The organism is Actinomadura pelletieri DSM 43383, from assembly GCF_003634705.1.
GTDB classification, from domain to species: domain Bacteria; phylum Actinomycetota; class Actinomycetes; order Streptosporangiales; family Streptosporangiaceae; genus Spirillospora; species Spirillospora pelletieri.
The window spans coordinates 316660-340157 of sequence record NZ_RBWU01000006.1; the positions used below are offsets into that span (position 1 = coordinate 316660).

Below are 23498 nucleotides of genomic sequence, written 5' to 3' on the forward strand. Positions count from 1 at the left end.
CCTGGTCGGGGACCGGGCGTCACCCGGTCCCCGGACGGCTAGGTCCTTCTCTTGCCGGAACCCGACTGGGCTCCCACCGCGACCTTCCACAGGGCGTGGGCGATCGCGTCGGAGCAGCGGTCGAGGGCGGTCGTGTTGATGTTGTTGGGGTAGTTGTCGCAGGCCTGGTGGTAGCACCGGTCGAACGCCTGGTTCGCGGTGCCGCCCCACTTCTGCGCCTGGGCGGCCGACTTGCGCGCGGGCGCGCCGGTGAACAGGAACGTCGTGGCGATTCCGGCGTCGCGGAACGACCCGTCGTCACTGCAGCACTCGACGACCTCCTCCGTGGGCACGTTGATCGAGTCGAAGTGCTCCTTGAGGTTCTTCGCCAGCGGCGAGTTGATGTTGTCGATGAAGTAGCCCGGGTTCGGCGAGCCGACCATGTCGAAGTTGAAGTAGCCCTTGATCTTCGACCGGTCGGCGGCGGACAGGCGGCTCACGTAGAACTTGGAGCCGCGCAGGCCCTGCTCCTCGTCCGTCCACCAGCCGAACCGGACGTGGTTCAGCATGGTGGGCTTGGACTGGGCGAGTTGGAGCGCCGTCTCCAGCAGCGCCGCGGACCCGGTGCCGTTGTCGTTGATGCCGGGACCCGCGCCGACGCTGTCGAGATGGGCGCCGAACATGTAGACGTTGTTCTCGTTCCCGCCGGGCCAGTCGGCGATCAGGTTCGGCCCGGCCCCGGCGGTGCATCCGGACGTGCAGGCCTGGCGGGTCACGGTGAACCCGGCCGCCTTCAGCTTCTGCTCGATGTAGGAGACAGACCCGGTGTAGCCGCCGCCGGTGGAGCGACGGTTGCCGCCGTTGCTGCTGGCGATGCTCTGAAACTGCTGCAGATGCGCCTTGACGTTCTCGACGTTGATGTCAGGAGCCGCTGCCGCTTTTGGGGAACCACCACCCAACACCGTGTAGCCGGCGTCCTTCGCACCCGCCGTACAGCTCGGCTCACCGGACTGCGCGCCCAGCTGGACGGCGTCCCAGGCGGCCTTGACCTTGTTGTACGCGGCGCAGGAGCTGTCGAGGTTCTTCGCGGCGGTCAGCGTCATCACCCGGTACCGGGCGTAGCTGGTGCCGGACGTCTTGAGCATCATCGCGTTGTAGAAGATCTTCGCGGCTTCCATGACGCCGATGCCCGTCAGCTGGCCGCCCTGGCAGACCGGGCTGTTCGGCTTGCCGCCGCCCGGGTTGGAGCCCTCGGCGAGCAGGTAGAACCAGTGGTTGCCCGGCCCGGCCGCCTTGTGCACCTCCATCCGCGGCACGGACGAGGAGTAGCAGTTCGGGTCGTTGTTGACCTGCGACGGGTTGTACATGTTGCGGATCGGGCCGCGGCCCACCAGGTCGACCATCTCGCCGACGGTGTAGTCGGGGGTGTCGGCCGGGTTGTTGAGGACGTGCTCGGTGACCGCGCCCCACACGTCGCCGACGAACTCCTGGGTGCCGCCACCGGACATGCCGCCCGGGGTGAAGTTGTCCAGCCCGTGGCCGAACTCGTGGTTCACCACGTCGGTCGAGGTCAGCCACTGGTTGCGCTGGTTGTGGCCGAACTGGGCGTCCCGGCCGTTCCAGTAGGCGTTGACCGCGTTGAGGCCGACCCTCGCCGGGGCCCACTGACCGTTCTGGAGGCCGGTGCGCCCGTAGGACTTCAGCAGGTCCCAGAAACCGGCGGCGGAGTACATGACGTCCACGCAGCCGGCTTCCTTGTCGGTCTTGGACGAGCTGCCCCAGACGTCGTCCGGCCCGGTGTAGATGCCGCCGCTGTAGTCGGCGCACGTCAGACCGGGACGGTCGGGGTCGCGCATCGAGTAGCTGCTGCCGGACTGGGTCGTCCCGATCTTCAGGTTCGGGCCGCCCCAGATGCCGGTGCCCGTGCCCGCGACGACGGTCTCCTGCTCGGCGAACCGCTTGCCGGTCAGGGCGTCGACGTACACCTTCTTCCGGCTCGGCTGCGCGTCGTCGCTGCCGCTGACGACCGTCTCCCATGCCAGCCTGGGCTTGCCCAGCGCGTGCACGACCAGGCGCGGCTTGAGTTCGGCCTTGTCGGGCTTGGTCAGCGCGGCGCGGGAGCGTCCGGCGGCGTCGGCCGCGTTGACCTTCGCCGTGGTGCCGACCCGGATCTGCTGGTTCTGCGCGACCGAGAGGGTGCGCACGCGGCCCTTGCCGTCGGTGGCGACCACGAAGTCGCCGCCGACCACGGGAAGCCCCTGGTAGGTGCGCTCGTAGGCGACGTAGTACTGGTCCCACGGGGTGCCGACGACCTGGGTGCGGATGTACTTCTCGTTCTCGCCGACGAACAGGTCGGCGGAGTTGTCGGCGATCAGCCGATCGGCCGACGCCATCGCGGCGACCTTGGGGTCGGCGTCGGGCTTCTTGCCGGTCTGCGTGGACGTCATGGCGGGGGGCGCCATGCCCGTGACCGCGAGCGCGGCGGCCACCGAGGCCACCAGGAACTGACTTCTGCGTTTCACAGCCGCATGCCTCCATCGAGCGGGGGTGAGGCCGTCCCGCGGGGGACGGGACGGCGGCCGACGCGACGACGGAACCGGGGAGCCGCGCGCACACGGATCGGGGAGCTGTGCGCGTGTGGACGGCCGTCGCGTCCTGCAAAGATCACAGTGTCATCTCAAGAACGACTGCGGACCATCACAATTGGTCATAGCTCCGCGTTATGGGGAATGAACTGCGCCTTTTGACGGCTCGTCGGCTTGATTACCGAACAATTACCTGCGCCGGGAGGCCCACGGTGCCGGACGTGCCGCGGTCACGGGGAGGCGAGGGCCGTGGTCGGCGGGAGCCGGGACGCGTGGACGGCGGGGTGGCAGCCGGCGAGCACGCCGACGACGAGCGTCGCGGCCCCCGTACCGGCGAGCGTCCAGAAGGGAAGGCGCCGGCGGATGGCCGCGCAGGACGGCGTAGGCCATGGTGACCAGGGCGCCCATGCCCAGCCCCGCGACGCCGCCCAGCGCCGACAGCAGGAAGGACTCGGCGGGGAACTGGACGCGGATCTGACCGCGGTTCCCGGTCGGCTCATCGGCCAGCAGCGGCGGCGGATCGCCCGAGCACCGCGCGGGCGAGCGCGTCCCGCTGCCGCTCGCCCCCCGGGGAGCCGGTGCGGCCGGTGGCCCAGCCGGTGCCCGAGCCCGACGCGGTGGAGGGCCTCGCGGGCCCGCTCGCGCCGCTCGGCCGGCGGGCGGCCCGCGTACGGCGGCCCGGCGGCGACGTTCTCCAGCGCGGACGCGCCAGGGGCCAGGTGGAACTGTTGGAACACGAAGCCGGCGCGGGTCGCGCGCAGCGCCGACGGCCCCCGGTCGGACATGCGGGTGGTGTCGTGCCCGGCGGCTCCCCGGTAATGGTCGGCGAGAATCCGGCGGGTGACCGCGTAGAGCCACAGCCTCGCCTCGTCGCCCGGCGGGACGACGTCCAGGCGGCGCCAGGCCGTCAGGAACGTCTCCCCCGAGGACGTCGACGGTGTCGTCCGATGAACTCGTCCGGCGCGACCGTAGCGCGCCACGGCGTCATAGTGCCGCCGTGTACATCTCCTCGAAGCACCGGCGGTCTGTTGCGGCTCGGCCCACACGGTCCTCCTTCGGCCTCCAAGCCGGCAGATGTCCGGACCGGCGCCCGCGTCACACTACCCGTGCGAACTTTCTCCGCCCACGTCGTCGGCGGTCAACCCGGCTTCCGCCCGGCCGGTGCGAGCCGGCGTGCCGGGCATTCCGGGCACCTTCTTCTGGGCGATGACGAAAGCGCTCCATGCGTCGATGTTGGATTTGTAATTTCGTCGCACCGGCGGTGTGACCTGTGGCAATGTCCAATAAACGGGCGTCGTCGGGGTCATGGAAATATCCCGATATCTCGGGATATTCACGCGCAAGAAGGGCGAGCCCATGTTCCGTCCGCTGGTTAAGAAAGGAAAATTCATGAGATACGGGAAGAAGGTCCCGGTCGCGCTCGCCGTCGCCGCGTTCGCGCTGCCCGTCGCTCTCTCCGGTCCGGTGTCGGCCGACGTCGGGGAGGCGGACGGTGCCTGCGCGGCGCTCAACGAAGGAAGGTCGCGCTACCACGTGGGCTTCGGCAGGCGCGTGCTCCTCGCCGTCGCGTCCGACTACGGGACGACCGAGGTGACCGTCACCGAGTGCGTGCGCAAGCACTTCAGCGCCCGGTGGAGGACGTTCCTGACCACCACCGGGCATGTGGGACGGAGCGGGTTCGCCGCGCCGGGCACCAAACGGGAAGGCGACGGCAAGTCCCCGACCGGCTCGTACAGCCTGACCGAGGCGTTCGGCGAGGGCGACCCCGGGACCGCGCTGCCCTACCGGCGGCTCCGCGAGACCGGCGACTGCTGGGGCTCGACGATCGGCGACCGCCGCTACAACCGGTACTACTCCGGCAAATGCCTGCCCGCCGACGAGAACCTGTCGGCGATCATGAAGAGCGGGCCGTACCGGCAGGCCGTCGTCGTCAACTACAACCGGATGCCGGACACGCCGATCGTGCAGGGGAAGGGCTCGGCGATCTTCATTCACATCGGTTCGGGGCCGACCTCGGGCTGTGTCGCCTTCGCGCGGCCCGAACTGGAGACCGTCATGAAGACCCTGCGCCCGCACGACCGCATCATCATGGGCACTCAGGCGGCCCTGTTCCGCTGAGGCGGCCGTGCAAGGCGACGGTCAGGGCGTCACGCCGTCCCACCAGGTCAGGATTCGGGGGAGCGCCGCGCGCTTGGACTCACCGTGGAGCACGTCCCCGAAGTCGGTGAGCGGCGCCTTCACGCCGTTGGCGCGGAGCGCCTCGACGCAGTGCTTGGCGTTGCGGACGGTCACGTCCTTGTCGCCGGTCGCGGCGTAGACCCTGACGGGCGCCCGCGGCTTCCAGTCGGTACAGGTGGTGTCGTTGGAGCGCAGGGCCTTCAGCAGGCTTCCGGTGGGGTCGGACGCCCAGGCGATGAACCGTGGGGTGAGCAGCTCCCGCGGTGTCGCGGGGAGCGCGGCGGCGATCTCCGGGTAGGTGTGCTCGCCGTCGAAGAGCCCTTCGACGGTCGCCGCGTACGGTTCGTTGAACACCTCCGACGGCTCGTCGTAGAACTGGTGGATCCGGTTCATCGCGGTCAGCGAATAGGCGAAGTACAGCGTGCTCTGCTTGGGGTTGAGCGAGGTGCCGTACAGCGCCTCGGGCATCTGCGCGTGCTGGACGTCGTACGCGCCGCTGACCGGGGCGACGGCGCCCAGACGGTAGTAGCCGTCCTCGCCGCGCTGGAGTGCCCGTCCGAGGCCCATCGCCGCCGCGCCGCCCTGGGAGAACCCGGAGACCAGCACGCGATGGTGAAGGCGGCGCTGCTTCTCCGCCGTGAACGTTCGGGCGGCGCGCAGCAGGTCGATCGACGCGGTCACCTCGGACGCGACGTCCCCGTACGGGTGGCGTCCGGGGCCCAGCCCGAGACCGAGGTAGTCGGGCACCACGGTCGCGTAACCGGCCGAACCGAAGAAGAACGCGTCGGCGCGCTGCTGTGGATGGACGGACGGCGCCTGCGCCTTGGTGACCATCGTCCCGTGCTCCCACGCGACGACCCGAAGGTCACGTCGGTCGTTGCGGGGCAGCACGACGAGGCCGCTCGCGGTCGTCGGTCGGCCGTCGGGTTCGATGGTGCGGTAGACGATCCGGTAGGCGTCCAGGCCGTGGCGCACCCCGGCGGTGTCCACGCCCGCCTGCGTCAGGTACTGGACGGCCTCGTCCCGGGTCAGGCCCGCGACGGCCTCGGTGGAGACGATGGTCCCGCGCGCCGTGCGCTCGACCGGATGGGAGGCGGAGGGTGGCGCGTGCGGAGGGGGCTCCGCCTGGGCCCGCACCGCCCATGCCGCGGGCATCGCGGCGGCGATCACGGCGGCGGCGGCAAGGGCGAGGGGACGCCTTCGGGCGCCGGTCAACGTTCTCATTCGTTCCCCAACCTCCTGATCAAACGGCGGGCCCGTGCCCGCGCCGGTCAGTTGGAGACGCTAGGAGGGCGGGGTACGGCGGGGCCTCGGCTCAGGAGACGGTCTTGGACCGTCCGGCGCAACCTTCGATGCGTCCGCAAGGATGATCACCGGACTCTCCGAGTGCGCCTACTCTGCCGCAATGAGGACAGCTCGGACGGCGGTCACCCTGCGGAACGCGCGCCGTCGCCTCGCGAAACGACCACGGCTCGGCGACGCGTTGCTCGGTGTCGGTCTGACCGCGTTCGACGTCACGGCGATCCTGTTCCGGGAACCGTCGCCGAGCGCGACGGGCGTCGTGCTGTGGGGGGCGCAGAGCCTTCCGCTCGTGTGGCGGCGCGGCCGTCCACTGGTGGTCCTCGCGACGATGACCGCCGCGTTCGTCGCCTTCGAGGCGACGCGCGCCATCCCGCACCTCACGCCAGGGCCCTACTTTCTCGCCCTCGCCGTGTACTCCGCCGCCCGCCACGCCCCCTGCGCGTCCAGCCTGGGCGGGACGACGCTCGCGGGGCTCGTGGCCGTGGCGACCACGCTGCTCACCCGGGACGACGCCGCACCACGGCTGTGGGCGATGGAGCCGGTCAACGCGACGACGTTCGTCGTGTTCTTCGCCGTCGCCTGGCTCGTCGGCGCGGGCCGCCGCCGCATCGACGGCGACGCGGCCCGCCTCAGGGACCTCAACGAACGCCTGCGGGCCGAGCAGGAGGAGAACGCCGAACGCGCGGTGCTCACCGAACGGGCCCGTATCGCCCGCGACCTTCACGACGTCGTCGCCCACCACGTGTGCGCCATCGCCGTCCAGGCCCGCTCCACCGAAGAGGTGCTCCAGGACGACCCGAACCTGGGACGCCATGGTGTGGCCCTCATCGCGGACACGGCCGACGTCGCGCTGGAGGAGATGCGGCGCATCCTCGGGCTGCTCGCCGCCCGGGAGGAGGGCCTACGACCCGGCCTTTCCCCGCGTGCCCTCGACGAGCTCGCGCACATGCTGGAGGCCGCGGGTTGCCGGGTGAGCGTGGCCCTGGACGAGGCGACCGGCGACGTTCCCGAGGCGACCCGGCTGTCGGCCTACCGGATCGTGCGGGAATGCGCGATGAACGCCGTGAAGCACGCCGCTCCCACCGAGGTCCGGATCGGGGTGTGCGTCGACGCGGGCGCGCTGAGCGTCCGGGTGGAGAACGGGCCGCCGCCGGCCGGGCATCGGCCCGTCCCCGGCTCCGGTCTGGGGTTGATCGGCATCCGCGAGCGTGTCGCCGCCTTCGACGGCGACCTGGCGGCCGGTCCCCGCCCGGACGGTGGCTGGCGCGTCCACGCCACCCTCCCGCTCGGAGGGCGCCGATGACCGTCCACGTCCTTCTCGTCGACGACCAGGACATGGTCCGGGCGGCACTGCGCGCCGTCATCGACCGCCGCGATGGTCTCCACGTGGTCGGCGACGCCGCCGACGGGGAGAGCGGCGTCGCCGAAGCGCGACGCCTGCGGCCGGACGTCATCGTCATGGACGTCCGCCTGCCCGGAATGACCGGCGTCGAGGCGACGCGGCGGATCCTCACCGACTGGCCGCACCCCGAACCGCCGCCACGCGTCCTGATGCTGACCACGTTCGACCTGGACGAGTACGTCCACGCGGCGCTCCGTGCGGGCGCGGCGGGCTTCCTGCTCAAGAACAGCCCACCAGACCAGCTCGCCCACGCCATCCGTGTCGTCGCCGACGGCGAGTCGATGCTCGCCCCGAGCGTGACGAAACGCCTCATCGACGCCTTCTCGGCGCTGCCACCCGGGGTCGTGGACGGAGCGCCCCGCGCCACGCCACGCCTCCCGGGCCCGCTCGGCAGACTCAGCGAACGGGAACTTCAGGTGCTCGTCCATGTCGCGCATGGGCTGTCCAACGCGCAGATCGCCGCGGAGCTGGGCCTGACGGAGGCCAACGTCAAGAGCCGCATCAACCGCGCCTTCACCAAGCTGGGACTGGTCAACCGTGTGCAGGCGGCCATCCTCGCCTACGAGGCGGGCCTCGTCCCAGCCGCCCACGGGTCTCCACCGCCCGGCGAGAACACCGCGCGTACGCCCGACGACCGAGGGCGGAGACGACACGACCCCGACCCGGCGCCGAACCGATACGCGGACTGATGTTCGCTCCGCCACCAAGATTGGACGCTAGTGATCACAGGGTGTGACACCGTGCTCATCTGTGCGCAGTCTCCAGCACTCGCCGTGAGGCTGTTCCTGGAGCAGCTCCAGCGGGACCTTCCAGAGCTGCGCGTGGCCGTCGAACCGACGGACGACTCGTCCTTTCGGCGCTGGGATTTCGAGCGTGAGATACCCGCTGAGAGCGCCGAGCTGCTCATAGCGGAGAACGATGAGATGGTCCAGCGCTGGGACCAGGACGGCTACTACCTGTCCCCGACCGGCGCCGGCCCATTGAGGATCGGCTTCGAGCCGTGCCGGGTGCCGCGACTCAGGGCCCGCGTCATGGAGAACCCCTACGGTGACGACGGCTTCGGCTTCGACCCCTACGAGGTCACGCTGATCGGAACGGACTTCTTCCTGGCCACGATCGTCACTCCCGATCTCGACAGTGCGTATTCACGGTCGGCGATCGGCAGCTTCACCGACTGTCTGACCTCCACCGGGCATTTCTGGTGCCCCTCGGTCGGCGCACAGGAGCAGGGCGCACAGGAGCAGGGTGCGCGGGAGCAGGGTGCACAGGAGTATCGCCTTTGCCCCGGCGTATGGCCTCCTCCCCGCTGACGGCGGGGACGCGGTCGGGTGGGGTCGTCTCTTCCGCTCCCGCCCACCGCATGGACCGGGCATGGATCAGGCATGGACGGCGCCCGGCAAGCTACGCGCCAGAGACGCCTACCCAGGCAAGGCGCAGGCGTACGACAGGCGACCCAGAGGTGCCGGAGCGATCCGGAAAGCGCGCGCAGCCGAAGCAGGCGGGGCCTCGGCGCCCGGACGCCGGCTGCGGGGGAAGGTTGGTCGCCGACTCTGCAAGGAGTGAACGTGATCGAAGATGAACTGAGGCTCGCGGTTTCCGGGACCTTTTCGACCGGAAAGTCGACTACGGCCGAGATACTGTCCATCGCCACGGGCATTCCGCTCACACGTGCGATGACCGCTCACGAATTCTTGCGGGATCTAGTTCCAGGAGGGGGTTCTGAGGAACTGTCGGCGCGGGAGCTGGCCGCTCTGGGGCTCGGGAGGTTGGAAGCGCGTATCCACCGGGAAGCCGCTCAGTCGGGCTCGTTCGTCTCTGATGGATCCGTCATCCAGGAGTGGGTCTACGGTGTTGCCAAGATGCAGCTTGGCGTCGATCCGAAGGCCGTGCTGCCGCCCAGGCTCCTGACTGGTATCGCCGGCACCCCCCGTCGTAAGACGTACAAGCAGTACATGGATGCGTACGGGGCAATCGTCAAAGCCTATGCAAAACGTTCCTGCGACGGCTACGTCCACCTGCCGGTAGAGTTCCAGCCTTCTCCGGACAGGCGCCACCCGGTCTCCGAGAGGTTCAGAAAACTGTCCGATGAACTTCTCGTTCAGACCTTCAACGAACTGAACGTCCCTCATCTGACCGTCGGTGGCACGATTCGGGAGCGTATTGCAAGAATCATCGATCTCTTCGGTCTCCCGCTGAGGATGTCGCTCGATGAAGCGATCAGTATCGGCAAGGGTCGAGTAACAGGAGCCGCAGAACTTGTTGACATGAATGCGTGGGCGCACACCATGTGCAGGCCCGGCGCGAAACTGCGCCGTCTGAAATACGCCATGCTTTGATGATCTCAAGTGTGGTCTTCGGCTGCGACGGAGGCGTGGTCGTCCACGTCATCCGGCGACCATCGCTGAAGCGAGTTCGTCGACTTACGGAGCGTCCACCTTCGGGGCGGTTCGCGTGGTCGCGGACGTGATCCGACGTTTCCGCTGTCCCGGCATAACATCGGGGGCGAGATCGGAATACAGAATCAGGTGGGATATGTGAAAAGTACGTTTATCGATCGGTAACGACACTAATCTGTATCGGTGTTGCATCTGGCGTCAGTGTCGAGTTGGGTGGTGACTCGACCTTGCCTGCTGGGATGCCGAGAGTTGATGTCGTATGCCTGAAGAATTCAGAATTCTGGGGCCGCTGGAGGTCTGGGCCGGTGGGAAGCAGGTGAGGTTGCGGGGGGCCGGGCGGCAGAAGGTGCTGGCCGCACTGCTGCTGTCCGCGGGCCAAGTGGTGCCGCTGAGCCGGCTGGTGGACGCGGTCTGGCCGCAGGAGCCGCCCCCCACCGCGGAGAAACGCGTGCGCAATCTGGTCTCCGACCTGCGGAGGCTGCTCGCCGAGGAGAAGTCGGCCGGGCTGGCGGCGGCCGGGACCGGATACCGGCTGGACATCGCGGAGGACGCCCTCGACGCCGCCGTGTTCGACCGCCGAGTGACGCGGGCGCGCCAGTACGCCGCCGATCGGCGACCGGCGGAGGCGGTGGCCGAGTTCCGCGCCGCCCTGGGCCTGTGGCGGGGGCCGGTGCTGGCGGGCCTCGAATGCCCGGCGCTGGAGCCGCAGATGAACAGCTGGGAGGAAAGGCGGACGGCGGCGCTGGAGGAGGACATCGAACTGGAGTTGGACCTGGGCCGGCACCACAGCGTGATCAGCGAGCTGGCCGAGCAGGTCGCCGCGCATCCGTTGCGGGAACGGCTGGCCGGGCAGCTGATGTTGGCTCTGCACCGAGCCGGCCGGCGCGCCGAGGCGCTCCAGGTCTTCCACGACATCCGCGTGGCGCTGTCGGAGGAACTGGGCCTCGACCCCGCCTACCAGCTACGGCGACTGCACGAGCAGATCCTGGGCAGCGACCCCGGCCTGGCGGCGCCGGCGCCGGCGCCGGCTCGGGGGAAGCGCGTCCAGCAGCTGCCCCGCGACGTCGCCGACTTCACCGGCCGTGCCACCGAGCTGAACCGGCTCCTGTCGGCCCTGCCGGACGAGGGGGAGGCGGGCACCGCGGTGGTGATCAGGTCCATTGACGGGATGGCCGGGATCGGCAAGACCGCCCTGGCGGTGCACACCGCGCACCGGCTCGCCGACCGTTACCCGGACGCGCAACTGTTCATCGACCTGAAGGCGCACGCGGCCGAAGCCCGGCCCACCACCACGGCCGCCGCCCTGGACACGCTCCTGCGCGCGATCGGCGTGCCGGGGGAGCGGATCCCGGACGAGGTGGAGCAGCGCGCCGGGCTGTGGCGCGCCGAACTGGCCGGTCTCCGGGCGTTGATCGTGCTGGACAACGCCGCCACCGCCGAACAGGTGAGGCCGCTGCTGCCCGGCGGCCCCGACACCCTGGTACTGATCACGAGCCGCCGCCAGCTCACCGACCTGGAGGCCGCCTTCACGCTGTCCCTGGAGGTGCTGCCGCCCGCCGACGCCGCCGCGCTGTTCACCCGAATCGTCGGCGACGCGCGCGCCGCCGGCGAACCGGAGGCCGTCCACGAGGTGGTGCGGTTGTGCGGCTTCCTGCCGCTGGCGGTCCGGATCGCCGCCGCCCGGCTCCGCACCCGCCCCACCTGGACCCTCGCCCACCTGGCGGAACGCCTGGGCGACCAGCGGCGGCGGCTGGGCGAGCTGTCCACGGGGGACCGCAGCGTGGTCACCGCGTTCGCCCTCTCCTACCGGCATCTCGCCCCCGTCCAGCAGCGGTTGTTCCGGCTGCTGAGCCTGCACCCGGGCACCGACTTCGACGTCCGGACCGCCGCCGAGATCGCCGACATCTCGTTCGAGGAGGCCGAACAGATCCTGGAGAACCTGCTGGACATGCACCTGCTGCAACAGCGCGCCGTGGGCCGGTACCGCTTCCACGACCTGTTGCGCACCTACGCCGCCCAGCTCACCCGGGAAGAGGACACCGAGGCCGACCGGCGCGCCGTCCTGGGCCGCGTCCTCGACCACTATCTCGCCTCCGCCCGGCACGTCTACCGGCTGGAACGGAACGGCTGCACGCTCGCCGACGCGTTCGCCGCCACCCACTCGCCGGGGCTCGCCTTCGCCGACCTGGCCGAGGGGCAGGCGTGGGTGCTGCACGAGCTCGACGGCATCCTGGGAGTCGCCCGCAGGGCCGCCGCGGACCCCGGCCTGCCGATCGCGGCCGCCGCGGACCTGCTGCTGGCCCTCGACCCCGTGGGCGACTTCGCGTTCCTGTGGCCGCGGCTCAACGGCCCCGCCGCCGAGGTCGCCGACGCCGCCCGGGCCCGCGGCGAACCGTCCGCCGAGGCCCGGGCGCGGTACCTGCTCGGTGGCGGGCTCTGGCAGGTCGGCCGGATCGACGAGGGCGAGGCGCAGATCCGTCGCGGCATCCAGGCCGCCAAGGACGGCGGCGAAACGGCCGTCCTGGACCGGCTGCTCAACGTGTCCGCGCTGCTCGCGCACGCCGGTCAACGCCCTGAGGAGGCCCTGCGGACCTACCGGGAGAGCCTGGCGGTCAGCGAGCGCTCCGGCAACTGGGCGGCGCACCTGGAGGTGCTCAACAACATCGGCGCCGTCTACATCCGGGGAGCCGGGCGCCCCGCGGAGGCGCTGCCGTGGCTGGAGCGCGGGTTGGAGCTGCTGGACCGGGTCGGCGGGCAGCCGGTCGTCAGGCAGTACCTGATGACCAACCGGGGACGGGCGAAGATGGAACTCGGCCGTCCGGACGAGGCGGTCGAGGACTTCCGGGCCGTGGTCGCCGCCAGCCGCGCACTCGCGTTCCCCTTCCAGGAGGCGGCGGCCCTCCAGGAACTGGTGCACGCGACCTGGCGGCTCGGACGTCCCGAGGAGGCACTCGACCACGCCGAGGCGAGTCTGGCCATCTGGCGGCAGCTCGGCCAGGAGACCAGGCAGGCCGAGGTCCTGGCCGTCCAGGAGACGATCCGCGCGGAGTTGGGAGAACCCCGTCCACCAGCCACCAGAGCGGGCCTCCACTGAGGACATGGAGGCCGGTGAGCCGGTCACACACGCGGCTCCAGGGGTCACGATCACCGTCGGTTCGCAAGCGGACCTGTCCGGTCGAGGCCGTCAGGGCGGCGCGGTGCGGCCGGCCGGGCGCGTCGAGGGCGGTCTCCAGCCGTCCGAGCAGGCCGTCCACGGTGTCGGCGAGATCCGTCAACTCGTCGCGGGGCCGTCGAAGGCCAGCCGCTCGCGCACGTTCCGCGCCGAGATGGTCTGGACGGTGGTGGTCATCGTGCGCAGCGGGCGCAGGACCCGTCCCGCGACGAACCAGCCGAGCGCGAGGGAGACCACCAGCATGATCGCCAGTGCGGTTCCGGCCTGGACGAGGAACTCGTGCGCCTGCGCCTGCTGTCGCTCCCTCCAGGTGCTCACCGAATCGGCCGTCTCGATGGGCGTGCCGGCCATTCGGGCGGCACAGTCCTCCGCCTTGAGGTCGAAGCACGGCACGCTCATCTTGAAGACCGCGTTCCGCTCCCCTGCTACCCGAAGGCGATCCGGCTCGGCGGCATCACGGCCAGGGAGGTCTACTGCAGCGCCAACCCGAGGATGGCGCAGAGCCCCAACGGGTTCGACGTGATGGTCACCTTCTTCCACCCCCTTCTACAAGCCCTGCGACGTCACCCTGGACTTCACCGGCATGACCGTCCACATCGTCCGCGGCAAGGCCGCCTGACGGCGGTGTCGGGTCCGGGCACCCGGTGTCGGCCGTAGGTCTTACTCTGGTCGGCGATGGCTACAAGAGGCGTGGAGGGCGCGTATCGGGGTGCGCTTCGGGCGTTCCAGAACCCGATGCTCGATCTGCTTCACCGGACCTACGCGCCGTTCGTGGTGACGGTCCTGGCGATGATGTTCACGCCGGAGCGGACGACGGTGGCGGTGGCGGACGCCCACGCGGAACTCGCCGACGCGCTCGACCAGTTGCGGGCCGCCGGCTACGGCGACGACGGTGACCAGCCGTTGCCCGCCGGGAACGCCCGTGACCTGTGCAGGCAGTGGGTGCAGGCGGGCTGGCTGGTGCGGCAGGTCGCCGACGACGTCGAGGTGTACCGGCTGTCCGCGCACGGCGTCGGCGCGCTGGAGGTGGCCGGACGGGTCGGCGGCGCGCGGACACGGGTGTCGGAGTCCCGGGTCCGGACGCTGCTGGAGGCGGTCGAGCGGCTCGCGCAGGACGCCGACCCGGACGTGATGGCCCGGATGGCGCGCCTCCAGACGGAGATCGATCAGCGCCGGCGCGAACTCGACCGGCTCGAACGCGGCGGCGAGGTCGAGACCGTCGCCGACGACCAGCTTCTTGAGGCGGCCGAGAACGTGCTGCATCTGGCGCGCGAACTGCCCGCCGACTTCGCCCGCGTCGCCGAGTCGATCAAGGCGATGCAGCGTGATGTGGTCGCCGACCTGCGGCAGGACGTCCGGCCGACCGGTGAGGTGCTGCGCGAGTACCTGGAGCGCGGGCGGCAGATCATGGACGCGACACCGGAGGGCCGGGCGTTCGCCGGGGCACTGCGCCTGATCGGCGACCCGGCACAGATCGACGACCTGTGGAACCTGTTGCGGACCGTGCTGCGGCACCGGTTCACCGAGCTGATGCCGGAACAGCAGCGGCGGGAACTCGCCGAGATCGCCCGCCGGATCGAACAGGGCGTCAAGGACGTGCTGGTCGCGCAGCGGCAGGCGTCGCACGTCATCACCACCCAGGTCCGCAACCATGACCCGATGCGAGACCGCCAGGTCGACGAACTGCTGCGAGAGGTGATGGCCGGACTCCACACCTGGGTGCCGGGGTCGCGCCGCGGCGCGGTCGTCACCCCGCTGCGCCGCCTGCCGGTGGCCGACGTCGGGCAGCTCCGGCAGACCGTGAGCGATCCCCGGCCGCTCCAGCCGCCCACGCCGCTGCGGGAGTGGGACGAGGAGGAGGACGTCCCGTCCGCCGACACCCGGGCCTGGGGTGGTCCGCAGTACGCCGAACTGCGCGCCCACCTGGAGACGTTCGCGAGCGACGACGGCGTTGACGTCGCGGCCGCGTTCACCGCGGCGGACGAGCGGATACGGCGGCCGGTGGACCTGCTCGGCCTGCTGGAGATCGCCCACGACGTCGGCATGACCGACACGGCCGAGGTCGCGGTCGTCGAGGCGGTCCGGCCCGACCAGACCCGGCGGCGGTTCGCGTTCGGCGGCGTCCGAGCCGCGAACCCCGCCGCCGAGGAATCGGGCGACGATGAGTGAACCGGACGACGCCGGCGACGGCTGGTCGACCGGTGCGGAGGCCGGGTTCATCGAACCGGTTCCGATGGAGGACGACCCGTCCGAACTGTTCGCCGGTGACACCGGCACCCTGGACGTCGACGTGCGACGGGTGCTGGTACGGCTGCTGAAACGCAGGTTCCTGCTGGCCGAGAAGAACCAGGCGCAGTGGCGCACGCTGCTGGAGAACCAGCAGATCATCGAGTCGCGGTTGCACGACCTTTTCGTCCGCCTTGTGGTCGATCACGACCGGGGCATCGCCTACAAACAACAGGTGCGCTCGGCGGAGCTGGACGTCCCGATCCTGCTGAAGGACGACCCCTACAGCCGGGCCGAGACCCTGGTACTGGTCCATCTGCGAACCGTCTACCAGCGGGAACGCGGCACCGGCGAGACGTCCGCGCGGGTCGACATCGAAGAGCTGGAACAGACCGTGCTGACCTACTTCGATCCGGACGACCACAATCTCGCCCGCGGCCAGCGCGAGATCCGCAACGCGGTGCAGCGGCTGGTCACCGACGGCCTGCTCGTGGAGGAGTCCGCGGGCCGGTACCGGATCACGCCGCTGGTCGAGGTGGTGCTGAGCACCGAGAAGCTCGCCGAGCTGAACCGGTGGCTGCGGGAACAGAACGAGGTCGCGCCATGAGCATGATCGACACCCTGTTCGGGTTGATTCCGGCGGCGTCGCGGGGGCAGCAGTGGGTGGCGCGGGATCTGCAACTGGTCAACTGGGGCGGCTACGACGGGTATCACCGCATCCGGTTCGCCCCCGGCGCGACCCTGTTCAGCGGCGGTTCCGGGTCGGGCAAGTCCACGCTGATGGACTCCTACATCGCGTTGCTGATGCCGCACACCACGCCGTTCAACGGGGCGTCCAACGGCGGGGTGGTCGGCCGTCCCCGGGGCAAGGACCAGCGCAACATCCTCTCCTACGCCCGCGGGAAGCTCGACGAGTCACGGACGGGCGGCGAGACGAAGTCGCGGGTGCTGCGCGGGGACGGCCGCGACACCTGGTCGGCGATCGCGATGACCTGGGCCGACCCGAGCGGTGCGGTGTTCACCGCGTTCCGGGCCTGGTACGTGCCGTCGTCCGCGCGCACCCTCGACGACGTGGTGGTCGTCCGCGCCACCCGGGACGACGACTACGACCTGCGCGACCTGGACGGTCCCGCGAGCCGCAGGCTCGCCCGCGCCGCGGTCGTCGCGACCGGCGTGACCTGCTTCGACACCGACCGCGACTTCACCGCCCGGCTGCACACCACGCTCGGCATCGGCGCCGCCGGGGACGGTCACAAGGCGGTCGCGCTGCTCGGCAGGATCCAGGCCGGTCAGCAGATCACCACCGTCGACGCGCTCTACAAGACGATGGTCCTGGAGGAGCCGACCACCCTGGCCACGGCCGACCAGGTGGTCCAGCAGTTCGACGAGCTGTCCGGCACCCGCGAACGCATGATCACCGCACAGCGGCAGGTGCGGGCGCTGACGCCGATCCGCGAGCACCGGGAGGCCATCGACCGCGCGGTGACACGGTCGCGGGTGATCGACGACGTCGGCTCGTTCACCGACCCGACGTCCCCGGCGGCGCTGTGGCGGCACGAACGCCGCCTCGACCTGCTCCGCGAGGCCGAGCGGGATCTCACCGGACGCCGCCGCCGCGTCGAGAAGGAGGTGGCGGAGACCACCGCGCTGATCAAGGCGGCGGAGTCGCAGCGGGACGCCGTGCTGGAGACCCTGCGCGCCTCGGGCGGCGACCGCCTGGACACCGCGCTTCGCGAGGTCGACAGGGCCGAACAGCGGCTGGCCGAGGTCGAACGCGCACGGCAACGACTCGACCGTCTCCTGGACACCGTCGGCGCGACCGTTTCGACCGGTCAGGAGTTCGCCGCGCTGGTCGACACGGCGCACCGGGCGCTGGCCGACACCGACGCCAGAAGAACCGCGCAGAACGAGTTCGCCAAGGCGACCTCGGAACGCAACGCCGCCGAAGGCGACCTGGCCGGGCTCCGCGCCGAGCGCGACGCGGTCAAGGCCAGGCGCGGCAACATCCCCACCGACCTGCACGCCGCCCGCGACCTCCTCGCCGACGCCGCCGGGCTCACCCCGGACGACCTGCCGTTCGTCGGTGAGCTGATCGAGGTGCGGACGGAGTTCGAACCGTGGCGGGAGGCGTTCAACCTCGCGCTCGGCGGGTTCGCCACCCGGATGCTGATCGACATCGGCCGGTTGAACGAGTTCCGCGAGGCGATCAACACGGTGTCCGTGGCCCGGCGCGTCCAGTTCGAGGGCGTCCGCACCGGGATGCGCGACGAGGTCGGGCTGGACGACAAGACGCTTCCCGGCCGGCTCGACTACCGGCCGTCGCCGTTCACCGCATGGCTGAAGAGCGAACTCGCCCGCAGGTTCGACTTCGTCTGCGTCGAGACGCCGAGACTGCTCGGGCAGTACTCGAAGGCGCTCACCATCACGGGCCAGACGTCGCAACGCGGCCGGGGCGCGCATGGCGGTCACGGCCGGGCCAACCTGCTGGGATTCACGAACACCAGGCTTCTCGCCGACCTCGACACCCGGATCGACCGCGCCCTGGACCGGCTCGACGACGCCGTCGCTCGGGCGACGCAGGCGGAGCGGGACCTCAACTCCTTCGAGGAACGACGCACCGCCTACAAGACCCTGACCGAACTGTCCTGGGACCAGGTGGACGTCGAGTCGGTCACCACCGAACGGAACCGCTGGGCGGACGTCATCAAGGAGGTCCGTGAGGGCAACCCGGAGATCGACCGGTTGCAGCAGGAGGCGGAGGAACTCAAGGAGCGGTTCAGCCGACTGACCGAGCGGGTCGGTCGGCAGAAGGAAGAGGTGAAGCGGCTCGACGAGGCATGGAAGACGATCGTCGACGAGGTGGACGCCGCCCAGCAGGCGCTCGACACCGCCGAGACGGCCGGCACCGAGGTGAGCCGGGAACACCGGGAGTACCTCGCGGGCCTGTTCGACGACGCCCCGGCCGACACCGACCCGGCGACGGCGCTGAAAGAGTTCGACGCGGCGCACCGGCGCGGCGTCGAACGGATGCGTGACGACCGGAGGTCAGCGGAAGAGGCGATCGAACGGTCACGGAAGGCGCTGCGCGACACGTTCTCGACGTTCGTGGAACGCTGGCCGAACCCGAACCTCGGCACCGACCCGGAAGCGTCCTACCGTGACTTCGACCGCCTCCTCACCGACCTGGAGACCAGCGGCCTGCACGAGCTGGAGACCGAGTGGCGCGACAGCCTCCTCAAACTCTCCGGCAACGACCTGACCAGCCTGGACAGCGAACTCGCCGCCGCCGTCCGGGAGATCCGCGACCGGATCGACCCGGTCAACCGCATCCTCTCCGAGCTGCCGTTCGCCGACGACGGGCACCGGCTGCGCATCGACCCGCAGGAAAGCCACTCCGCGGTCCGGGCCAGGTTCCGCAAGGAACTGCGCGATGTCCGCGCCGCCATCGACAAGGCCGCCACGGACGCCGACCGGGAACGCGCCTACCACCGGATGGCCAAGGTGATCGACCGCATTCGCCGCACCGCCCCCGACTTCGCCGACCTGGTCGACGTGCGCAACCATGTGCGGATCAGCGCGGAGAAACGTGACCTCGCCGGCAACCATGTCGCGGTCTATGACCACATCGGGGAGAAGTCGGGCGGCGAGTCCCAGGAGCTGGTCGCGTTCATCGTCGGCGCCGCGCTGCGCTACCAGTTGGGGGACGCGGGCGCCGAACGTCCCCGCTACGCCCCCGTCTTTCTCGACGAGGCGCTGATCAAGGCGGACGCGCACTTCACCGGCCGCGCCATCGGCGCGTGGCGCGGGCTCGGCTTCCAGCTCGTCATCGGCGCCCCCAACGACAAGCACAGCGCCATCGAGCCGCATGTGGACGCGGAATACCTGATCCTGAAGAACAGTGAGGGACGGTCATGGGCGAAACCCATCGTCGCGGTTCCCGGCGCGTGACGTCCCGTCTGGTCACCCCGGCCGACGCGGTCGAGTCGTTGCGCCGGAAGATCCACCGGAAGTGGGCGGAGGCCGTGTGCGCCGATCTCGGCTCCGGCGACCCGGTCATGTTCTCCGTCCCGCTCCGACCCGGAGTGTCGACCGGCACGGGTGTGACGCGGATCGGTCCCGAGGCCTGGCACGAGTGGCATATGAGCTGGCGCGAGTTCGCCGACCGGGATCATCCCGAGGGCGTGGTGATCGTCCGCAAGCCGGTGTCCGTTCGGGGTGTGACGGCCGACTACCCCGCCACCCTCGTCGTCGACCTGGACGCCGCCGTCGCCCTCACCTCCGAAACCGGGCCGCCGACCGAGCCGCCGACCGTGGACGTCGCCCGCGCCCGCGAACTCGCGTCGTCGCTGCGGTCCACCGGCGCGCTGCTCACCCCGGCCACCATCCGGGCCGCCTACCGGATCGGAGCAGACGACGCCGAGGTGCTGCTCAAGGCGGTGGCCTGGCTGCGTCGGCACCGGGACGCGGGCGCGTGGACCGCGCGTCAACTCCCGGTCCCCGGCATGCACTCCAAGTGGCTCGACACCCATGGCGCCTTACTGCGCGACATCGCCGGACGCGACGTCCGAACAGAAGTCCGGCCCCGCCCGGCCGTGCTGCACCTGACCTACGTCGACCCCGACCACGCCGCGTCCGGTCGGCGCAGACATGACGCGTGGACCACCGGCGACGTCCACGACCTCGCCTACCGCCCGCGGGTCGTCCTCGTCGTCGAGAACCGCGACTCCCGGCTCTGGTTCCCGCCGGTACGGGACACGATCGTGGTCGAGGGCGGCGGCAAGGCGGCCGCCGCCCTGCTCGCTGACGTGCCCTGGATCCGCGCCGCGGACCACGTCGTCTACTGGGGCGACATCGACGCGGACGGTTACGCGATCCTCGACCGGTTCCGCGCCGCGCTCGCCGACCCCGGCCCGGACGGCGCTCCACCGAAAGAGGTCACCTCGATCCTGATGGACGACACCGACCTGCACCGCTACGCCAAGCACGGGCTGAACCACGACAAGGAGGGCCGCCCCCTCAAATCGCGCGGGGCGACCCTGCGACACCTCACCGAGGCCGAGGCGACCGCCTACGACATCGTCACGACGGGCCAGGCCTCGTTCCGCCGGATCGAGCAGGAGGCCATCCCCCTCGCCGACGCCGCCGCCCGGCTGCTGGACGTCACAGCACCGGAGCCGTGACAGCGACGGGACGGCTCAGGACCGCGCGCCGGCCTTGGCGCGGCCGACCACCGGCGTGAGGGCCTGGAGGATGTCCTCCACTCGTTCCTTGGCGTCTCCGAACAGCATGTGGGTGTTCTCGCGGAAGAACAGCGGGTTCTGCACTCCGGCGTACCCGGTCGCCATCGAGCGTTTGAACACGACGACCTGCCGCGCGTTCCACACCTCCAGGACGGGCATGCCCGCGATGGGACTCGTCGGGTCCTCCTCGGCGGCCGGGTTGACGATGTCGTTGGCGCCGATCACCAGGACCACGTCGGCGGTGCCGAAGTCGTCGTTGATCTCGTCCATCTCCAGGACCAGGTCGTAGGGCACCTTCGCCTCGGCGAGCAGCACGTTCATGTGTCCGGGCAGGCGACCGGCGACCGGGTGGATGCCGAACCTGACCTGGACGCCGTGGTCGCGCAGCCGCGCGGTCAACGCCGCGACCGGGGCCTGCGCCTGCGCGACGGCCATGCCGTAACCCGGCACGATGATGACCGAGGAGGCGGCGGCGAGCGCCCCGGCGGTCTCCTCCGCGGTGATCTCCCGGTGCGTGCCCTGGTCGTCGCCGGAGGATGCGGGCGCCTCCAGGCCGAAGCCGCCGGCGATGACCGACAGGAACGAACGGTTCATCGCCTTGCACATGATGGCCGACAGGTACGCGCCCGAGGACCCCACCAGCGCCCCGACGATGATCAGCAGGTCGTTGCCGAGCAGGAACCCGGACGCGGCGGCGGCCCACCCGGAGTAGCTGTTCAGCATGGAGACCACCACCGGCATGTCACCGCCGCCGATGGACGCGACCAGATGCCAGCCGAGCAGCAGCGCCACCACGGTGACCGCGATGAGCGCCCACGGGTTGGGCTCGACGACGAACACGACGGTGAGCGCGACGAACGCGACGAGCGCCGCGACGTTCAGCGCGTTCTTGCCCGGCAACATCAGCGGCGCGGACTTCAACCGGCCCGACAGCTTGCCGAACGCCACGATCGAGCCGGTCAGGGTGACGGCGCCGATGAACACGCCGATGAACACCTCGGCGCTGTGGATGCCGAGCATGTCCTCGCCGGCGAGCTTGGCCGCCTCCGCTCCCTCCGGGTGGTGCTCGACGTGCAGGTAGCCGCTCCAGCCGACCAGGACGGCGGCCAGCCCGACGAAGCTGTGCAGCAGCGCGATGAGCTCGGGCATCGCGGTCATCTCCACCGCGCGGGCCCGGTTCAGGCCGATCAGCCCACCGGCCACGACCGCGGCCACGAGCAGCGCGAACGCCGGAAGGCCGATGTCGCCGTCGATGGTGAGCGCCACGGTGGCGACGAGCGCCACGGCCATGCCGAGCATGCCGTAGGTGTTGCCCAGCCGGGCGGAATCGTGCCGGGACAGCCCGGCCAGGGCACGGATGAAGAACAGGGCGGCGACGATGTACGCCGCGGTCGCCGTGGTCGCGATCGTCATGGGCTAGCTCCTGACGAACATGGCGAGCATGCGGCGGGTGACCGCGAATCCGCCGAAGACATTGATGCTCGCGAGCAGGATCGCCGCGAGTGAGAGCACGGTGATCGCCGCGTCGCCCGTGCCGATCTGCAGCAGCGCGCCGACCACGATGATCCCGGAGATCGCGTTGGTCACCGACATCAGCGGGGTGTGCAGCGCGTGGTGCACGTTCCCGATGACGTAGTAGCCGATCACGATCGCGAGCGCGAACACGGTCAGGTGCACCTGCAACGCCGCCGGGGAGAGCGCGATCAGACCGAACGTCGCCGCGGCCGCGGCGGCGACGCCGAGCCGGCGCAACAACGGATTCGTCGTGCTTTCCGGGGCGTCCGCCTCGACCTCCTGCCTGGCCGGCCGGGTGTTCGTCGGCGCCGCCGAAACCGCCACCGGAGGCGGCGGCCAGGTCAGCTCACCTTCGCGGACGACGGTCATCGACCGTTGCACGACATCGTCGAAGTCCAGGACGAGCTGCCCGTCCCGCTGCGGGGTCATCAACTTCATCAGGTTCACCAGGTTGGTCCCGTACAGCTGGGACGCCTGCGCGGGCAGCCGCCCGGCCAGGTCGGTGTAACCGAGGATGATCACGCCGTTGTCGGTGACGACCCGCTCACCGGGAACCGTGCCCTCGACATTGCCGCCGTTCGCCGCGGCCATGTCGACGATCACCGAACCCGGACGCATGGTCGCCACCATCTCCGCGGTGATCAGCCTCGGCGCGGGCCTGCCGGGGATCAGCGCGGTGGTGACGATGATGTCGACCTCACGACACTGGTCCGCGTAGAGGGCGGCGGCGCGAACGTTGTAGTCGTCCGACATCTCCTTGGCGTAACCGGTGTCCGGGGTGTCGTCCGGCTCCGGCTCGGCGACGGCGAGATAGTCACCGCCGAGCGAACGCACCTGGTCGGCGACCTCCGGCCGCGGGTCGGTGGCCCGGACGATCGCGCCCAGGCTTCCGGCCGCGCCGATCGCCGCGAGCCCGGCGACACCGGCCCCCGCGACCAGCACCTTCGCCGGTGGAACCTTGCCCGCCGCGGTGATCTGACCGGTGAAGAACCGTCCGAACTCGTGCGCCGCCTCGATCACCGCCCGGTATCCGGCAATGCCGGCCATGGAGGAGAGCACGTCGAACGACTGCGCCCGGGAGATCCGCGGCACGGCGTCCAGGGACAACGCCGTGATGGGACGCTTGGCGAGGTCCTCCACCAGTTCCGGCTTGAGCCGGGGGTTCAGCAGACCGATCAACGTGGCACCGGGTCGCAACGCGTCCAACTGTCCGGGCGCGGGCGGGTTGACGCCCAGCACCACATCGGCGGCGGCCGCGTCGCCGATGGCGGCCCCCGCCGCCTCATACTGATCGTCGGGAAAACCAGCCCCGGCTCCCGCGCCGGACTCGACGACCACCTCGTACCCGAGCTTCTGCAGTTGGGGGACGGTGTCCGGCGTCACCGCCACCCGCCGTTCCCCGGGTGGATCCTCCTTCAGAACCCCAATGATCATGACGACCACTCCACCTCTCTCGCCCATCGCGGGCCCCGAGCGGGGTGCGACCCGCCGGTGCGGGCCCGG

At 70.6% G+C, this 23498-nt stretch carries 17 protein-coding genes; 10 read left to right on the forward strand and 7 right to left on the reverse strand.

What is annotated here, in order from left to right; all coding sequences use genetic code 11:
- Positions 1–38 precede the first annotated feature (38 nt).
- From BZB76_RS26730 to BZB76_RS34325, 3 genes are all read right to left on the reverse strand, one after another.
- The gene (locus BZB76_RS26730; RefSeq protein ID WP_211343203.1) at positions 39–2501 is read right to left on the reverse strand and encodes a M28 family peptidase; all 2463 of its coding nucleotides are present in this window, start codon (positions 2499–2501) and stop codon (positions 39–41) included.
- A 293-nt stretch (positions 2502–2794) separates the two neighbouring features.
- Positions 2795–3544, reverse strand: coding sequence for a hypothetical protein (locus BZB76_RS36550; protein WP_211343204.1), 750 nt, complete (start codon positions 3542–3544; stop codon positions 2795–2797).
- A 120-nt stretch (positions 3545–3664) separates the two neighbouring features.
- On the reverse strand, positions 3665–3871 hold the full coding sequence (locus BZB76_RS34325; RefSeq protein ID WP_147449556.1) for a hypothetical protein: 207 nt from the start codon (positions 3869–3871) through the stop codon (positions 3665–3667).
- A gap of 82 nt (positions 3872–3953) precedes the next feature.
- Here BZB76_RS34325 and BZB76_RS26740 point away from each other — a divergent pair, with 82 nt between their 5' ends.
- Complete coding sequence (locus tag BZB76_RS26740) at positions 3954–4682, forward strand: L,D-transpeptidase family protein (RefSeq protein WP_121437178.1); 729 nt, start codon at positions 3954–3956, stop codon at positions 4680–4682.
- 21 nt (positions 4683–4703) lie between these two features.
- Here the strand turns inward: BZB76_RS26740 and BZB76_RS26745 are convergent, their stop codons facing one another.
- A complete protein-coding gene (locus BZB76_RS26745) occupies positions 4704–5966 on the reverse strand; it encodes an alpha/beta hydrolase family protein (protein ID WP_147449557.1) in 1263 nt (420 codons plus the stop codon).
- Positions 5967–6147: 181 nt separating this feature from the next.
- On the opposite strand from BZB76_RS26745, the gene BZB76_RS26750 reads away from it, so the two are divergent.
- The 5 genes from BZB76_RS26750 to BZB76_RS26770 all read left to right on the forward strand — a co-directional run bounded on the left by BZB76_RS26750 (position 6148) and on the right by BZB76_RS26770 (position 12936).
- Positions 6148–7347 carry a sensor histidine kinase gene (locus tag BZB76_RS26750; RefSeq protein ID WP_121437180.1) on the forward strand — a complete coding sequence of 400 codons (1200 nt, stop codon included), beginning with the start codon at positions 6148–6150 and terminating at the stop codon, positions 7345–7347.
- Positions 7344–8135 carry a response regulator transcription factor gene (locus tag BZB76_RS26755; RefSeq protein WP_121437181.1) on the forward strand — a complete coding sequence of 264 codons (792 nt, stop codon included), beginning with the start codon at positions 7344–7346 and terminating at the stop codon, positions 8133–8135. The genes BZB76_RS26750 and BZB76_RS26755 overlap by 4 nt, the downstream gene beginning before the upstream one ends.
- 51 nt (positions 8136–8186) lie before the next feature.
- A complete protein-coding gene (locus BZB76_RS26760) occupies positions 8187–8756 on the forward strand; it encodes a hypothetical protein (protein ID WP_147449558.1) in 570 nt (189 codons plus the stop codon).
- 255 nt (positions 8757–9011) lie between these two features.
- Entirely contained in the window at positions 9012–9782 is a 771-nt protein-coding gene (locus BZB76_RS26765) for an AAA family ATPase (protein ID WP_211343205.1), read from the forward strand.
- A gap of 319 nt (positions 9783–10101) precedes the next feature.
- The gene (locus tag BZB76_RS26770) at positions 10102–12936 is read left to right on the forward strand and encodes an AfsR/SARP family transcriptional regulator (protein ID WP_121437184.1); all 2835 of its coding nucleotides are present in this window, start codon (positions 10102–10104) and stop codon (positions 12934–12936) included.
- A gap of 177 nt (positions 12937–13113) precedes the next feature.
- Here the strand turns inward: BZB76_RS26770 and BZB76_RS35400 are convergent, their stop codons facing one another.
- The gene (locus BZB76_RS35400) at positions 13114–13413 is read right to left on the reverse strand and encodes a hypothetical protein (protein ID WP_211343206.1); all 300 of its coding nucleotides are present in this window, start codon (positions 13411–13413) and stop codon (positions 13114–13116) included.
- 276 nt (positions 13414–13689) lie between these two features.
- Between BZB76_RS35400 and BZB76_RS26780 the strand changes: the two genes are divergently transcribed.
- The 4 genes from BZB76_RS26780 to BZB76_RS26795 are packed head-to-tail and all read left to right on the forward strand — an operon-like array spanning position 13690 to position 20420.
- Positions 13690–15183, forward strand: coding sequence for a DUF3375 domain-containing protein (locus tag BZB76_RS26780; RefSeq protein WP_121437185.1), 1494 nt, complete (start codon positions 13690–13692; stop codon positions 15181–15183).
- Positions 15176–15847 carry a DUF4194 domain-containing protein gene (locus BZB76_RS26785; protein ID WP_121437186.1) on the forward strand — a complete coding sequence of 224 codons (672 nt, stop codon included), beginning with the start codon at positions 15176–15178 and terminating at the stop codon, positions 15845–15847. The genes BZB76_RS26780 and BZB76_RS26785 overlap by 8 nt, the downstream gene beginning before the upstream one ends.
- Positions 15844–19188: an ATP-binding protein gene (locus BZB76_RS26790; RefSeq protein ID WP_121437187.1), complete on the forward strand. Its 3345-nt coding sequence runs from the start codon at positions 15844–15846 to the stop codon at positions 19186–19188. The genes BZB76_RS26785 and BZB76_RS26790 overlap by 4 nt, the downstream gene beginning before the upstream one ends.
- Positions 19185–20420: a Wadjet anti-phage system protein JetD domain-containing protein gene (locus BZB76_RS26795; RefSeq protein ID WP_211343207.1), complete on the forward strand. Its 1236-nt coding sequence runs from the start codon at positions 19185–19187 to the stop codon at positions 20418–20420. Before BZB76_RS26790 ends, BZB76_RS26795 begins: the two co-directional genes overlap by 4 nt.
- A gap of 15 nt (positions 20421–20435) precedes the next feature.
- Here BZB76_RS26795 and pntB read toward each other — a convergent pair whose 3' ends face one another.
- Both pntB and BZB76_RS26805 read right to left on the reverse strand, forming a co-directional pair.
- Positions 20436–21893, reverse strand: coding sequence for a Re/Si-specific NAD(P)(+) transhydrogenase subunit beta (gene pntB / locus BZB76_RS26800; RefSeq protein ID WP_121437189.1), 1458 nt, complete (start codon positions 21891–21893; stop codon positions 20436–20438).
- 3 nt (positions 21894–21896) lie between these two features.
- Complete coding sequence (locus BZB76_RS26805) at positions 21897–23429, reverse strand: Re/Si-specific NAD(P)(+) transhydrogenase subunit alpha (RefSeq protein WP_121437474.1); 1533 nt, start codon at positions 23427–23429, stop codon at positions 21897–21899.
- Positions 23430–23498 lie beyond the last annotated feature (69 nt).